This is a genomic window from Brevibacillus daliensis, from assembly GCF_021245735.1.
Taxonomy (GTDB): Bacteria; Bacillota; Bacilli; order Brevibacillales; family Brevibacillaceae; genus Brevibacillus_B; species Brevibacillus_B daliensis.
Genome location: NZ_JAJISB010000004.1, coordinates 177,197 through 191,088, shown reverse-complemented (window position 1 = coordinate 191,088; position 13,892 = coordinate 177,197). Strand labels below are relative to the sequence as shown.

The window sequence follows — 13,892 nt, the reverse complement described above, 5'->3', positions numbered from 1 at the left end:
TTTTTTATTGTAAACGAATTTAGAACCTGTTGCAATGAAAAATTCAGAATTTATAAACGATTACTTCAAAATAGACTGATTAGAAAAAGCCATTGTTTTGAAACCGAAATCAATCTAGATTTCGGTTTTTCTTATTGGGCTAAAGGGCGGGTTTAGATGAATAAGAAGCTAGCTATTTGATAGCAAAAGGTACTCTACTTTTGATAAACAAAATTCTTTTTCACTAAATTTAAGCCAAACTAGTAGCCTAATCGTCTAATAGGTATATGACAGAAAATAAAGAAGGTGATGATTATGAATACGCTAGTAAAGAAAGCACAAAAAGGAAATGACAAAGCTTTTTTACAACTATTTCAAATGTATGAACAAGATATTTATAGAATTGCTTATGTATATGTTAAAAATGAAGAAGATGCTTCAGATGTGTTACAAGAAGTGGCTTATCGTTCTTTTAAAAACATCCATACAGTAAGGGAAGCATCGTATTTTAAAACATGGTTAATCAAAATAACCATTAGTTGTGCTATTGATTCATTAAGGAAAAATAAGAATATTGTTCAACTAAATCCAAATTATGAAGAATTTCTTGGAGCAAGTAATGAAGATATACCTCTTACCTTATCCATACAGGAGTTAATTAATGGTTTAAATGAAAACGAAAAAAGTGTAGTGATATTGAAGTATTATAAGGATTTCTCATTTAAGGATATTGCAGAAACCCTTGATATACCTCTAGGTACGGCAAAATCAGTTTTATATCGTGCATTGGATAAGCTTCGAAAAAGTATAAAGGAGGTTGGAGTTAATGAATAACAAGGTCAAACAAGAAATGGAAAGAATTAAAATTCCGGCTGATATACATGAACGTGCTAAGTTAGGAGTGAAAAAAGTGAAATCTGAACAAAGAAGAAGATTCAAAAAACCACTTGTTGCCTTTAGTGCAGCTGCAATTGCAGTAGGTGTATTAGTCGGTTCCGCTTCGGTTTCACCAACAATGGCAAATTTCGCTTCTACCATCATTAATTCAATTTTTAGCGAATCTGGAAATAAAGGATTGGAGCAAGTTAGTAAACTAGGGTTAACAGATATGGTCGGCGAAACAAAGGTTGCAGGAGGAACAGCACTTACAGTCACTGAATTGTTCTATGAGGGTAGTAAGATTACTATTGGATATTCGTTCGAAACAAAAAAACAGTTGAGTGACGATCATCATTTAGGTGTAGAAATCAAGATTAACAATGAAAGTGTAAGTTATTCTGGTGGTCAAAAAGAACAACAAATCGATCCAAACCATAGAACTGGATTAATCGATTTCGAACTACGAGGAAATGATGTAAAGGATAAATTTGATCTTGGTTTGGCTTTCACGGGAGAAAATGGTGAGAAATGGGAATTCACTCTTCCTGTACAAGCTCATACTAACATTAAGACTGTTGCGATTGATACTAAACAGACTGTTAACGGAAATAATGTAACTATTTCTGATTTAAAAATTAGTCCAGCAGGTTTAGTAATAGCTTTCCAGTCGGATTCTGCGATAGATAGTAATCATTTGATGAGCTATTTAGATTTCAAAGTGGTAGATGAAAAAGGAAATGAAATTGGTTCCCATTCTGGGGGAACTATGGGAGAAATAAAAGATGGAAGATATTATTATTCTGGCAATCGTTATTTTGACCCGATTGGTGATGATGTGAAAGAGTTGACAATTACTCCATATTTAGTATTACCTACCGGTGGTGGTGGAGTTGAAATCGATCAAGACGGGAAAGAAAAAGTGATTGAATTTAAACCAATTAAAGACGATATAACATTTAAGACTTTCAAGGTTAAACTACCTTAATAGTGGTAATTTATAGGGCAGTAACTCAATAGAGTATAGAATAATCCAATAGAATATTTTACGAGGGTGTTTTGGTGAATCTATTTCAAAACACCCTCTTTTTTTATCCGATTATCAAGGTTATTAGTATCAATTCGATCAAGCTTTCTTGTAAAGCAACATCAGACCACTTCGTCGGTACGATTCTTCTTTTACTTTAGTAAATTGCTACCTGTTTATTTTTTCAATTCACCTTGCAGCAGCCGAGGTAATTCGGCCATTTTCAATGGTCAATAGAACTGGTGAAGCAAGCTTTCCAATTCCAGAAATAGATCCGTCTACCAGTATTTGACCCGATGCCGTACCTTCTAGTGGTGCAATATATGCTTCTCCCGAAGGCCCAGGATAACCCCTGCCTTATATAAAGATTCTGCCAGTTCCTTTTTTACATCGTCAGTTACGATGAGTATGGACTCTCCAGTCTTCACATCCAAACAACCTTGAAGAACGTTCTTGCAGATCTCAACCATCGATTGTTACATAGTAACCACCTTTCTATAGCATCTCGGATAGAAATGCTCTTTTATATATTGATTCGAAAAATCATTTGGCACTCCTGCTGCTTATCATTAAGATAGTCCTGAAACATATCAATAGCCACTTTACCAGTCACATAGCAATATTTTAGAGTTTCCAACGTATCAGATTGATCTTGTGACCCCCCCTCCACCTACGCTAACGATTAGAGGTGGGGGCTTCTAATGTTAAAAAAACCACTATGTTTCAGCTAATACTGAAACATAGTGGTTTTTGTTTGCTTGTAAGATCTTACATCCTTAGTGTAAAGCTACCATCACGAAGCATCGTTAATTCGCCCATAAAAAATGCCAGATCTTCCGTTTCTTCAATACGGCCTGCTTCTAACAATAATTCAAAACGACGCAGCATCATGTTCGCAAAGTCTTGAATTTGCAGTGGTGTAGCGTTGATGTTATCACGATCGTGGATTACAATTGTCTCCACTCCCTGATAGTGGGTCATGATATTGAAGTTACCCATCTCACCTAGCATTTCTTTGTTGTTATACTTAGATTTTTCTAATTTCAGAATCATACTCATAATGTCGTGCGTGTCACTGGAAGAAAATGCAACCTGAAAAAAGGTACGCTCACTTGCTTCCTTTGTTTCTATAAGTAATACGTCATATGTCTGTACATTTCTTTGCTTTTTCCCAAATCCGAACATGCCGTTTAACCACCTCAAGTAATCGGGGTAGTCCCCCTATATTTACTGACCATCCCTTTTATGATAGAGGGAAATAGTGCAACAAACAACCCCCACTTATTTCTTCTTAGCAAATATTATTTACAAACCCTTCCTGATCCGAATCTATTGTCTGTCCATAAGCTTAAAATCATCCGGAAGTTGAAAGATTGTTACATCAATTTCCAGGAATAAATTTCGTTGAGAGGGTTTATCTTCCTCCCCTATCCAGCACGTGTATAATTCCACTTCTTCCCCTTTGTCCAAATGAATTTGTAAATACTTAAAAAGACTAATAGAGTAAAACGCCCATTTTAACAAACACTACTTCATAGAATGCACATTTTGATGGAGGGACCCGCATGAAGAATAGATGGTTGCTGATCATGGCTCTGCTAGTAGCAATAACAGGCTGTGGCGGCGGGAAGAAGGCAGATCAATCCGCTAAAGGCACGGACGGAGCAAAAAAAACAGAGCAAGTGGCAAAATCCACGACAAACAAAGCAACAGGAGGAAAAGTAACAGGAACCAAAAAAACCGATCACAAAGCGAAGGTAACAGCAGAAAAAGCAGCTCCATCTATCCCCCTTCAGCATATGGAAGGGAACAAGCAGGATGTTGTTATTTTTTTAACTCAAGCTGAACACGTCGTTCATGACTTACAGTATGCTGCAGCCAGCACGCTAGGGAGTAAAGAAGTACAGGACGATGCAATTCTCTATCGGCAATTGCCGGAGATGTACGATACACGCGATAAAATATTGGCTCACATTGAAAATTATTGGAATCGTTCACTTGCTGTCTCTCTTTACAATCATTTAGATACCAAAATTATTGATGACAAAGTATATCTTTCCTTAAATAGCCATCACAAACCTGTCATGATTACTCCTGAAAATACCAAATTAACTCTCGAGGAATCGGGTCTAGTTGCCATCGTGACGGAAAACGGAGGACGTTCTGCACAAACCATTACCTATAAGCTTGAGCGAGATAGAAAGACAGGGTTGTACCAAATCACCAAACGTATCCCAAAAATCTTATAATTTTCCTTTATGAAAAAAGGAAAAGAAGATGCCTTGACATTTACCTTCACTAGCAAGCATAATGTGTAATAAATCGATAAACTTTAACGCACTGAAGGGAAATAGTAAAGTCCGCTTTCTGCTTACAGAGAACGCAATCCATTGGCTGGAAGATTGCGTATGCGAAATGGCTTGAACCCGTCCCCGAGCAGCCAGGGATGACCTGGACAGGATTCTTTCCCCTGTTATCAAGGAAAGCGCTCCGTCTATGTAGCTTAGGAGTGAAAAGTGAGAAGATCGCACCCGCATAAATAAGATATGGGTTCGTGTTCTTCTAAATAAGGTGGTACCGCGAAAGCACAGTCTTTCGTCCTTATGCTCTGGCATAGGACGGAAGGCTTTTTTTTGTGAAAAACGTCTCGACGTTTTTCACAAAATTGGGATGTTACCGCTTGCGGTCTAACAAAACGGTTATGACCGTTTTGTTGTATAGAGATAAAGGAGTGCATACCAACATGAGTCAGAATGGAAAAATGCGTATTGTTGTGAAAGTAGGAAGTAGCTCACTCTCCAAAAAGCATGGAGGCAATGATCCGGAAAAAATGTCATTACTAGTCGATGCAATTGCCGCTCTCAGAAATGAAGGACATGAAGTCGTTCTTGTTTCTTCCGGTGCTGTAGCAAGTGGATATCGTCTTCTTGGCTATGAACAGCGACCCCGTACCGTCGTTGCCAAGCAAGCTGCAGCTGCTATTGGGCAAAGTATCCTTATGGAAAACTATTCAGCAAGATTTGCCACACATCAATACAAAATTGCCCAAATCTTACTCACACGGGATGACTTTTCCAATCAGGAACGGTATCGACATGCGTTTCAAACCATGTCTCTCTTACTTGCCAGAGGGATTACTCCCATCATCAACGAGAATGATACCGTTTCTGTTACAGAACTTACCTTTGGTGATAATGATATGCTAGGCGCACTGGTTGCCGGTATGCTCCATGCGGATTTATATATCATTTTGACAGATACTGATGGCATCTATGATCGTGATCCACGTAACAATCCAGAAGCAAAACGATACGACATGGTTGAGACCATCACAGATGAAATCAAAGCAGTAGCAGGCGGTTCCGGCTCATCGCTTGGCACAGGTGGCATGCAGTCTAAAGTAATTGCCGCAGAAACAGTTCTCAAAGTAGGAACCAAAAGCTTCATTGGTCGATTAAGCAATCAAAAGAGTCTGCTTCAGGTTATTAGTGGTAACGGAGAAGGTACCTATATTGGATGTACCGATCCTAGCACCCTAACAGCACGAAAGGAACAAGTCTCCACGCAAAAGCAGTGGATTGCCCTCCACTCTGCAATTGCAGGACGTTTACATGTAGACGTAGGTGCTGCTCATGCTCTCCTGCATCGTCACAGCAGCTTGCTCCTTGCCGGTATCATTGGTACGGAAGGAGATTTTCACACCGGAGACGTTGTAGAAGTATATGGCCCGGAAGGATTGATCGGGCGTGGTGTTTCTCGAATGTCGAGTGAAGAGATGCGTGTCCTGCTGCTAGATAATGGGCAGGAACCAAAAACAGAAAAACCGTCTGGAGAAGCGATCAATCGTGATCATTGGGTCTCTCTCCCTTCATTTCATACACAATAAATGATTCGTATACAAGGAGGAGGAAATTTCATGAATCAAAACATGACCGTTCAGGAACTGGTTACCAATCAGGCAAAAAAAGCACAGCTTGCCTCAAGAACATTAGGTCTATTAACCAGCGATCAGAAGAACCAGGCGTTACTTGCCATCAAGGATCAACTGTTAACTGACGAAGCATATTTGCTGGCGGAAAATGAAAAGGATGTGGCGACTGCCAGAGAAAACGGACAGCCTGCAAGCATGCTTGACCGTCTCAAGCTGAATCCGGAGCGAATTCGGGGACTTGCTCAAAGTCTAGAAGATTTGGCCACACTAACTGATCCAGTGGGAGAGACTACTGCGGAGTGGGTGCAAAAAGACGGGCTATCAATCAAATCAGTTCGCGTACCTTTAGGGGTTGTAGGCATTATCTATGAAGCACGTCCGAACGTAACGGTAGATGCCGCAGCGATTGCCCTCAAAACAGGAAATGCTGTCGTTCTTCGTGGTAGTGCCTCTACGACACGATCTAATCTGGCTTTGGCTGCAAGTATCCAGAATGCCATGAAAAAACTAGGCTTACCGTACGAAGCAATTCAATATCTCGCAACAGAAGATCGGGAAGCTGTAGATGTGATGTGCCGTTTGCATGGCATCATCGATGTAATTATTCCTCGCGGTGGTGCAGCATTAATTAATCGGGTCGTAAAAAATTCTGTCGTTCCTGTAATTGAAACAGGCGTAGGAAATTGCCACATTTTTATCGATCAGTCTGCTAATGAGAGGATGGCTGAAGCGATTGTTACCAATGCCAAAATGAGTCGTCCTGCCGTTTGCAACGCCTTGGAGACATTGCTGATTCATAGGGAGTATCCTCAAGCAGAGCATCTGCTCTCTTCTCTCCTAGATGCAGGTGTGGAGCTTCGGGCATGTGAGCAAACAATGGCTGCCTATCCATCTCTTCAGGACAAAATGGTTCCTGCAACAGAGGAAGATTTCCAAGTGGAATTCCTCGATCTCGTGCTTGCTGTTCGGACAGTAGCTGATCTAAATGGGGCACTTGATCATATCGCAACATATGGCACGAAGCATTCTGAATGCATTTTGACTGAGAAGCAAGAGAATGCTACCCGCTTCCTGCAAGCTGTTGATGCTGCTGCTGTTTACCACAATGCATCCACTCGTTTTACAGATGGCGGCGAATTCGGTTTCGGAGCTGAGATCGGTATTAGCACACAAAAATTACACGCACGTGGACCAATGGGTCTTCCTGCTCTTACTTCTATCAAATATCTTGTTCAAGGTACAGGACAAATCCGCAAGTAGAAAGGAGAATCTCCCGTGAAAATAGATCAGCAACTACAGAAGGACTTTCGGGCAAGTTTTCTGGGAGCAGGCTCCATTGCTGAAGCATTGCTAAACGGAATGATCAAGCAGAAACTGCTCCTTGCGCCCAATATTTATGTAACCAATCATTCCAATAACGAGCGACTTACTTTCTTACAGATAACATATGGCGTAACACCAATTCGTGATTTATCTGCGATGCTTGCAGAGTCAGATATTATATTTCTGGCGATGAAACCAAAAGATGTTGCTGATGCCTGCAATAGTCTGCGTGGTCTGGTGAAGCCTCACCATCTGGTCATTTCCGTTATAGCTGGAGTGCCACTTTCTGCACTGCAAGACTGGCTTGGTGTAGACTGTCCAATTATCAGAACGATGCCAAATACCTCTTCAGCAATCGGCTTGTCTGCAACAGGCATAGCACGTGGAAAATTCGCTACAGATGAGCATGTAGAGATTGCCACACGATTTTTCCAATCGATCGGTAGTGTATGCCTCGTTCCTGAAGAAGAATTGGATATCATCACTGGACTATCTGGAAGCGGTCCTGCTTATGTCTATTATCTGGTGGAAGCGATGGAGGGTGCTGGGCAGAAAGCTGGACTAACCAAAGAGGTCTCCCGCCAACTAACCGTACAGACACTCCTAGGAGCAGCACAGATGTTACTTGCATCCGACGAGGATCCTGAGATCCTGCGCAAAAAGATAACCAGTCCAGGCGGTACAACACAAGCCGCCCTCGAGGTACTGGAATCCTATGATTTTAAGCAAGCTATTACCAAAGCTATCTTACGTGCAACTGAACGCTCGAAGGAGCTGGGAGCTGTTTATCGATAGCTCCTCTCTTCCCCCTCAACTCGTGATATACTGAATCTACGGTGAAGGACGAGGGGTGAAAATCGTTGCAAGTATATGCATTATTTGGTCCGAGTGGAACAGGAAAAAGTTCGAGTGCATTAAAGGTTGCCAAAGAACGAGAGATTGACGCTATCATCGACGATGGTATCCTGATCTACGAAGGACACAAGGTTGCCGGTTATTCGGCCAAGTATGAAAAAACCAAAATCCGGGCAGTAAAAAGAGCTATCTTCCTATTTCCTGAGCATGCAGAAGAAGTTAAAGGAATCCTGAGCAAATTACCAATTAAACGATTATTGGTGTTAGGAACCTCTACTCGCATGATTAGAAGGATCGTAGAAGCTCTGGAGCTACCTGATGTAGTTGAGTTCATTCCCATTGAATCCATTAAGCCTCAGAAAGAAATAGAAGCGGCTCGCTACATCCGTGAAACAATGGGACAGCATACCATTCCCATCCCCCGTGTTGAGGTGGAAAAAGATTTATTTAAACGAATTGTCGACTCTGCATGGCAGATGTTTTCTACAAAGAAAGCTGGACTTGGCGATACCACGGTAGTACAGCCTTCCTTTTCAGGTGGACATATACAAATTCATGAGCAGGTTCTGCGAAAACTGGTACAACAAACCTGTCTTCGCCATTCCGTAGTAGCTAAGGTCAACAAGGTTTTATACGGGTTTGAATCACTGCCTACCTTACAGATCACTCTGACCTTACAAGCTAATCTTGGCGAAAAGTTACGTCCTCAGCTAGTTGAGTTACAACATCAGCTACAGCAGGACCTGGAGTATTTCCTGTTTATTGCTCCAGCTAGTATTGATATTTATGTAAGTGGAATCAAAATAAACGGGTAAAATAAAAAGACAAATACCAATACCAATGCTTTGATCACGTAGTATGCAGGATTAAAGCGTTGGTATTTGTTATCTGGATACGTAATTTCAGATGTCTCTCGCATATGGAAGATGAATAAATTAATAATATTGATCTGGTAATTCTTTCAGATGCCTTTCGTATTTCCAATATGAATAGATTATGGCATAGACTAAGAGGAGCCAAAATATAACAATCGAAAGAAAAGAGAGATCTCCATTTACCACCTCAACTAATGAAGTCACAATAAACAAACATGCTATTGCAATTACAATAATCCCCCTAAAACCATTTAGTGGACCTAAACCCCTGAAGGATCTGTAACTATCAATTGCAAAGCAGTCTGTATGATAGGGGACAACAGTAAAGAATTTCACTGCGGTTACTAAATCCTCTTTATATGTAATCTCTTCATAACATTTGTGACAAGATATCGATTTTTCCATCTACTACATCCTCCCATCCTGTTAAGAAGTAGAAAAACATTACCGAAAACTTTATCATAATTATTGCAACTATTATTACTATTGTCTATCTTTCTCTTATCGGCTCATCAAGCAGCCTCTCTTCAATCAACTCAATACATTTACTTCTATTTTCGGCATACGTACGAATATAGGAAGCGATATGAGGGAATAACACAATCTCATCAAGTTCCTGAAGCAAAATCCATTTTACATTCGTTTGATGGAGGTCTGGTTGCTAGGGCAGTTTAGGAATGGACCCCTCGCTTCGCTGGCAATCAAATATCATATGTAATCCATGTGGAGTTCCCTGGGCGTACCCAAAGAAAGCTGTTGTCGTATAGTGACAACAGCTTTCTGACATTATCGCTTTCGTATGGCTTCAAAAGTAATGATTTGATCCGCATTCGACGGTAGTTTCTCGTAAACATAATCAGCAGAGCATGTAATATCAGAGAAGCCGATATTTTCTAAAATAAGTTTAAATTCCTCAATTCCATACCAACGCAATGCAAAACGTTGTAACTCGGTTTGAATCAATTTTCCTTGGCGCCATTTCTCATATTTTAAATAGGATACAGTAAATTGATTGAGCCAATCCATTTCAATCGATTTGCTCTCCAACGTGATTCCATCCCCATTAGGTAGAGAAAAAGTTGAAGTAGTAATTTTTCCTGTCTTCCAATCATGAGGTAATTGTAGGTCAACAATCAAGCGTCCACCTGGAACAAGATGTTTATAAAAACATTTCAATGCGTCTAGGGAGTCTTCTCGATTTTCGATCAAACAAAAGGAACCAGTAGGAATAATAATCGCTCCATAATTAAATGGCAATGAAAAATTCTGTAACTTACCTTCATATAAATTAGGTTTTAATCCGCGTTCATCACAACGTTCACGACAAGATTTCAACATTTCAGGAGAATAATCAATTCCATCAATTGTATATCCAGCCTCAAGAAGTGGAATAAGAAAACGCCCTGAACCAACTGCCGCTTCAAGAATACGTCCCTCACAAGTTTTTAAACGTTCTTGATAATATTCAATATCACCGCTTAGAGAATATCCCACAGGTTTTGTAAAATCATAGAGTTCGGTACAAAGTGTACTGTAATAACTAAACATATTTTTTCTTCCTCCATTTTTATGTACGGAAGATTTTTAATAAAAAGAAATCTCTACTATTAATTAATCCTTCCGTACCTCGAATTTAATTGATGAATGGAAAGAGCTGACTGTCATAGTGAATCCCTCGCTTTCAATAAATTATAAAAACATTATACAACAACTCTCTTTTTTTTAATACTGGAACGATGTGAGGGTAAATCCTTTTATTCTCTCTAAATGAGGTGTCTCCCATTATCATTATGAACAATGAAACGAATAACGCATGAAAATTTGCCCCTATGCAAATCCTACTCAAGACACCATGCCCTACGATCGCACATGAAAAAGGAGGAAGTTCTATCATGCAGACAAACGTTGGCTCCATAAATGATATGCTTCAACAGCAACCCCCCATTCCGACTCCACCACAAGTCATTACCACCAAAGATCTCAGTTATCTAAAAGATGCTATGTCATGGGAGCTTGATGCTTTTAAGAAATTCCACTTTTATGCTGAGCATGCCAAGAACCCTGAGACAAAACAGCTACTCAATCAAGTAGGCTCTATGCATCAGAAGCATTACAACACTCTTTTACACCATCTTACCAACGATAATAATAGTGTAATGGCAACCATCCCTGCACCACCTAAACAACAATAAAGAAGAAGTGAAAGGAGGAAAATAGATTATGACACATACATTCCATCACCCAGGAAATCAAGGACAAGGTCAAGCTGGTATGCAGAATAAACAAATTGCTAATCCGCAATCTACTGACGTACCAAAAGTAAAAGGGCCGGAAATGAATGATCGAGATTTTCTAAACGATGCCTTGGCTACCTGTAAATATCTCGCTGAAGGCTTGAACATTGCGGCATGGGAAGCTAGCCACGACCAGCTTCACCAGACTTATATGCAATTACTTACCGAAACGCAGGATTCTGCTCGCGAACTATATAATCAGATGTTCCAAAAAGGATGGTACAAACTGGAGGCAGAAGACCAGCAAAAATTACAGCAAGCCTATCAACAGTTTAGCGGATACTCCACGCAATTCCCTTACTCACACTAAAGAAACCCGATCTAATTAAAGTAAAAGGCTTTCGCAATCAATCATTATGCGAAAGCCTTTTACTTGTTATGGGCAATACTATTTTATACCGTTTACATCATAGGTTTCTTATTCCGAAATGGTCCATAGCAGATTAATAATAGTGGTATAACACCAATAGACGTAGCTACCCCGAAAAATGTGTACGTATATAAAATTCCAAAATTATCCATGATGACTCCTGCAAAGAAATTAGCAAACATGGAACCTAATCCTATTCCTATCGAGGAAAACACTGCCAAGGCAGTAACTTGCAGATTGACTGGTGTGTTTTCTCGTACGAATTGTGCTGCTGTTGCCAGGAATAATCCGACAGAGAGGCCTTGCAAGAAGAAGAAGCCAAGAATAACCGTAGTGCTAGGGGCAGTACCATAAAACAGCCATCTACAAGCGGAGATGGTACATGCCAAGAGTAAGGTTTTCTCAAGTCCCAATCGATTTATAAATCGGTACGCCATCTTCATAGCTGGCACTTCACTACCAGCAAACAGAAGGAATGCAAATCCTAAGGAGGCTAGCTCCCCTCCGATATGTTGATAGTAGATATTAAACCAGGTATTGTGCGCATTAATCGATCCATACATAAAAAAAGCACTCACTAAGAATAGGGAATAACGTGGTATACGTAATAACTCTCCTGCACCTTTAAAACCTGGGGTGACGATTCCCCTGTTCTCCACTTTCTCATCTGGAATCTTGAACAGGAAGAGAATGGCAATTAAAAACGTAGCAGAAGCACTGTAAAAAATAGCAGATGGTCCAAATCGATCAACAGCCAGTGCCGTAAAAAAAGCAGCGATGGAGAATCCAACAGCTCCCCACAGTCGAATATTGCCAAATTGCATTTTACGTTTGGTCGTATAGCTTAATGTCAAACTGTCTGAGATGGGCACCACTGCACATTGAAAAATGGAAAATACGGTAATAAAGAAAAATACCCATGCATAGCTAGTCACTGCCGTAAATGCCAAGAGTGCAAGGGCAGCTAGCATTAAATTTAACAACAGTACCTTTTTACGTATTTGAAATCGGTCACAAACAATCCCCCAGACAGGCTGCAGCAATAGTGACACGACGGGTGTAATCGAGGCAAGTATTCCAATTTGTGTACCAGAAAAACCAATTCCATTAAAATATTCCGTTAATAATGGTGAATACGCTCCCATTGAATAATACAAAAAAAGATATAGGCCACTTAATGCAAAATAAACATTTGCAGGGTTTTGTCCAGATATAGCTGTCTGATTTTCTTGGCTACTCATATGTAGTGTCCCTTCTGCTTATAATCAATTAGTATCATATGCCTCTGGTACGACCTCTCTTTTACTCACCACCCAGAAAGAACAGCTCCCGTCGAGGAATGTTTCCATCCACTCGAAGAAGCTGTTACTGTTATCTAGGTCAGCTGCTTCCTTCTAGTCTTTAACCGTTGGCAGCAACTTATTAAAATTAACCGTACGTTTTTTCTCCCAGGTAGCCGGATTACTCTCCTCATACTGTTCCAGGAATGAAATAACCTCTTTGGTCAGCGGGGTTGGCGTTGAGGCACCAGAAGTAACTGACACCCGTTTTTTCCCTTTCAACCATTCCAAATCCAGCTCAGAAAGGTCAGAAATTCGATAGGCAGGTACCCCTGCAATCTCTTCTGACACCTGCGCCAATCGATTTGAATTGTTACTGCGAGGGTCACCAACCACGATAGTAAGCTCTGCCTCACCAGATCGATTGGCTACTGCTTCTTGTCTCACTTGAGTTGCCATACAAATCTCATTGTGAACTTCCACAGTCGGGTATTTTTCTTTAATCGCATCCATCAAGTGCTTAACATCCCATTGGCTCATCGTCGTTTGATTCGTTACGATAACCTTATCCTTTGGAATCTGCAAAGCATCAACATCGTCCAGACTGTTGATTAGATGAACCTTGTCAGGGGCAATTCCAATTGCACCCTCTGGCTCAGGATGGCTCTTTTTACCAATATAAAGTACTTGATAGCCTTCCTTCACTTTTTGCTCAATCAAATCATGTGTTTTGGTGACATCAGGGCATGTAGCATCTACTACGGTTAGCCCTTTCTCTCTAGCTTTTTTACGCACTTCCGGCGAAACACCGTGCGCAGTGAAAATTACTGTTCCGTGATCTATTTTATCTAAAAGCGCAAGACGATCTTCACCATCCAGCGTAATGATTCCTTCTTTATCAAAGGCATCTGTTACATGAGAATTATGCACAATCATGCCCAAAATATAGATAGGGCGGGGTAGATTCTGGTCTTTTGCTGTTTTAATTGAGAGTACCATTGCATCAACCACGCCATAGCAATAGCCACGAGGCGAAATTTTTACTACTTCCATTAACGAATCGACCTCCTTTACGTCACTTA

At 40.4% G+C, this 13,892-nt stretch carries 14 protein-coding genes, 1 pseudogene and 1 other annotated feature; of the genes and pseudogenes, 9 read left to right on the top strand and 6 right to left on the bottom strand.

Annotated elements, in window-relative coordinates:
* Positions 1 to 294 precede the first annotated feature (294 nt).
* Entirely contained in the window at positions 295 to 813 is a 519-nt protein-coding gene (locus LM917_RS06715; RefSeq protein ID WP_232696716.1) for an RNA polymerase sigma factor, read from the top strand.
* On the top strand, positions 806 to 1,843 hold the full coding sequence (locus LM917_RS06710; protein WP_232696715.1) for a DUF4179 domain-containing protein: 1,038 nt from the start codon (positions 806 to 808) through the stop codon (positions 1,841 to 1,843). Before LM917_RS06715 ends, LM917_RS06710 begins: the two co-directional genes overlap by 8 nt.
* A gap of 240 nt (positions 1,844 to 2,083) precedes the next feature.
* Here the strand turns inward: LM917_RS06710 and LM917_RS24615 are convergent.
* Both LM917_RS24615 and LM917_RS06705 read right to left on the bottom strand, forming a co-directional pair.
* A pseudogene (locus LM917_RS24615) lies at positions 2,084 to 2,221 on the bottom strand (aminopeptidase); the annotation flags it as partial.
* 429 nt (positions 2,222 to 2,650) lie between these two features.
* Positions 2,651 to 3,067 carry a hypothetical protein gene (locus LM917_RS06705; RefSeq protein ID WP_232696863.1) on the bottom strand — a complete coding sequence of 139 codons (417 nt, stop codon included), beginning with the start codon at positions 3,065 to 3,067 and terminating at the stop codon, positions 2,651 to 2,653.
* A gap of 380 nt (positions 3,068 to 3,447) precedes the next feature.
* On the opposite strand from LM917_RS06705, the gene LM917_RS06700 reads away from it, so the two are divergent.
* The 5 genes from LM917_RS06700 (at position 3,448) to LM917_RS06680 (ending at position 8,806) form a co-directional block, all read left to right on the top strand.
* Complete coding sequence (locus LM917_RS06700; RefSeq protein ID WP_232696714.1) at positions 3,448 to 4,131, top strand: hypothetical protein; 684 nt, start codon at positions 3,448 to 3,450, stop codon at positions 4,129 to 4,131.
* Between the two features lie 82 nt (positions 4,132 to 4,213).
* Positions 4,214 to 4,488: a binding site (T-box leader), on the top strand.
* Positions 4,489 to 4,625: 137 nt separating this feature from the next.
* Positions 4,626 to 5,768 (top strand): glutamate 5-kinase, encoded by a 1,143-nt coding sequence (gene proB, locus LM917_RS06695; protein WP_232696713.1) that lies wholly within the window; start codon positions 4,626 to 4,628, stop codon positions 5,766 to 5,768.
* 30 nt (positions 5,769 to 5,798) lie between these two features.
* On the top strand, positions 5,799 to 7,073 hold the full coding sequence (locus LM917_RS06690; protein WP_232696712.1) for a glutamate-5-semialdehyde dehydrogenase: 1,275 nt from the start codon (positions 5,799 to 5,801) through the stop codon (positions 7,071 to 7,073).
* Between the two features lie 15 nt (positions 7,074 to 7,088).
* The gene (gene proC, locus LM917_RS06685; RefSeq protein ID WP_232696711.1) at positions 7,089 to 7,931 is read left to right on the top strand and encodes a pyrroline-5-carboxylate reductase; all 843 of its coding nucleotides are present in this window, start codon (positions 7,089 to 7,091) and stop codon (positions 7,929 to 7,931) included.
* Positions 7,932 to 7,996: 65 nt separating this feature from the next.
* Entirely contained in the window at positions 7,997 to 8,806 is an 810-nt protein-coding gene (locus tag LM917_RS06680) for an isopentenyl transferase family protein (RefSeq protein WP_232696710.1), read from the top strand.
* A 120-nt stretch (positions 8,807 to 8,926) separates the two neighbouring features.
* Here the strand turns inward: LM917_RS06680 and LM917_RS06675 are convergent, their stop codons facing one another.
* Positions 8,927 to 9,271, bottom strand: coding sequence for a hypothetical protein (locus tag LM917_RS06675; RefSeq protein ID WP_232696709.1), 345 nt, complete (start codon positions 9,269 to 9,271; stop codon positions 8,927 to 8,929).
* Between the two features lie 381 nt (positions 9,272 to 9,652).
* Positions 9,653 to 10,414 carry a class I SAM-dependent methyltransferase gene (locus tag LM917_RS06670; RefSeq protein WP_232696708.1) on the bottom strand — a complete coding sequence of 254 codons (762 nt, stop codon included), beginning with the start codon at positions 10,412 to 10,414 and terminating at the stop codon, positions 9,653 to 9,655.
* Positions 10,415 to 10,758: 344 nt separating this feature from the next.
* Here LM917_RS06670 and LM917_RS06665 point away from each other — a divergent pair, with 344 nt between their 5' ends.
* Positions 10,759 to 11,058, top strand: a complete 300-nt coding sequence (locus LM917_RS06665; RefSeq protein WP_232696707.1) for a ferritin family protein — start codon at positions 10,759 to 10,761, stop codon at positions 11,056 to 11,058.
* 79 nt (positions 11,059 to 11,137) lie between these two features.
* A complete protein-coding gene (locus LM917_RS06660) occupies positions 11,138 to 11,470 on the top strand; it encodes a spore coat protein (protein WP_232696862.1) in 333 nt (110 codons plus the stop codon).
* A gap of 92 nt (positions 11,471 to 11,562) precedes the next feature.
* Here the strand turns inward: LM917_RS06660 and LM917_RS06655 are convergent, their stop codons facing one another.
* Together LM917_RS06655 and LM917_RS06650 are read right to left on the bottom strand one after the other, a co-directional pair.
* On the bottom strand, positions 11,563 to 12,771 hold the full coding sequence (locus LM917_RS06655) for an MFS transporter (protein ID WP_232696706.1): 1,209 nt from the start codon (positions 12,769 to 12,771) through the stop codon (positions 11,563 to 11,565).
* A 153-nt stretch (positions 12,772 to 12,924) separates the two neighbouring features.
* Positions 12,925 to 13,863, bottom strand: coding sequence for a 4-hydroxy-3-methylbut-2-enyl diphosphate reductase (locus tag LM917_RS06650; RefSeq protein ID WP_232696705.1), 939 nt, complete (start codon positions 13,861 to 13,863; stop codon positions 12,925 to 12,927).
* Positions 13,864 to 13,892: the final 29 nt, after the last annotated feature.

What these genes read in the sequence shown, in the direction of transcription:
- LM917_RS06710 (WP_232696715.1), top strand. Translation starts at nt 806, where the DNA reads ATGAATAACAAGGTCAAACAAGAAATGGAAAGAATTAAAATTCCGGCT.
- LM917_RS06690 (WP_232696712.1), top strand. Translation starts at nt 5,799, where the DNA reads ATGAATCAAAACATGACCGTTCAGGAACTGGTTACCAATCAGGCAAAA.
- LM917_RS06660 (WP_232696862.1), top strand. Translation starts at nt 11,138, where the DNA reads ATGCAGAATAAACAAATTGCTAATCCGCAATCTACTGACGTACCAAAA.
- LM917_RS06705 (WP_232696863.1), bottom strand. Translation starts at nt 3,067, where the DNA reads ATGTTCGGATTTGGGAAAAAGCAAAGAAATGTACAGACATATGACGTA.
- LM917_RS06700 (WP_232696714.1), top strand. Translation starts at nt 3,448, where the DNA reads ATGAAGAATAGATGGTTGCTGATCATGGCTCTGCTAGTAGCAATAACA.
- LM917_RS06715 (WP_232696716.1), top strand. Translation starts at nt 295, where the DNA reads ATGAATACGCTAGTAAAGAAAGCACAAAAAGGAAATGACAAAGCTTTT.
- LM917_RS06665 (WP_232696707.1), top strand. Translation starts at nt 10,759, where the DNA reads ATGCAGACAAACGTTGGCTCCATAAATGATATGCTTCAACAGCAACCC.
- LM917_RS06675 (WP_232696709.1), bottom strand. Translation starts at nt 9,271, where the DNA reads ATGGAAAAATCGATATCTTGTCACAAATGTTATGAAGAGATTACATAT.
- LM917_RS06655 (WP_232696706.1), bottom strand. Translation starts at nt 12,771, where the DNA reads ATGAGTAGCCAAGAAAATCAGACAGCTATATCTGGACAAAACCCTGCA.
- LM917_RS06650 (WP_232696705.1), bottom strand. Translation starts at nt 13,863, where the DNA reads ATGGAAGTAGTAAAAATTTCGCCTCGTGGCTATTGCTATGGCGTGGTT.
- LM917_RS06670 (WP_232696708.1), bottom strand. Translation starts at nt 10,414, where the DNA reads ATGTTTAGTTATTACAGTACACTTTGTACCGAACTCTATGATTTTACA.
- proB (WP_232696713.1), top strand. Translation starts at nt 4,626, where the DNA reads ATGAGTCAGAATGGAAAAATGCGTATTGTTGTGAAAGTAGGAAGTAGC.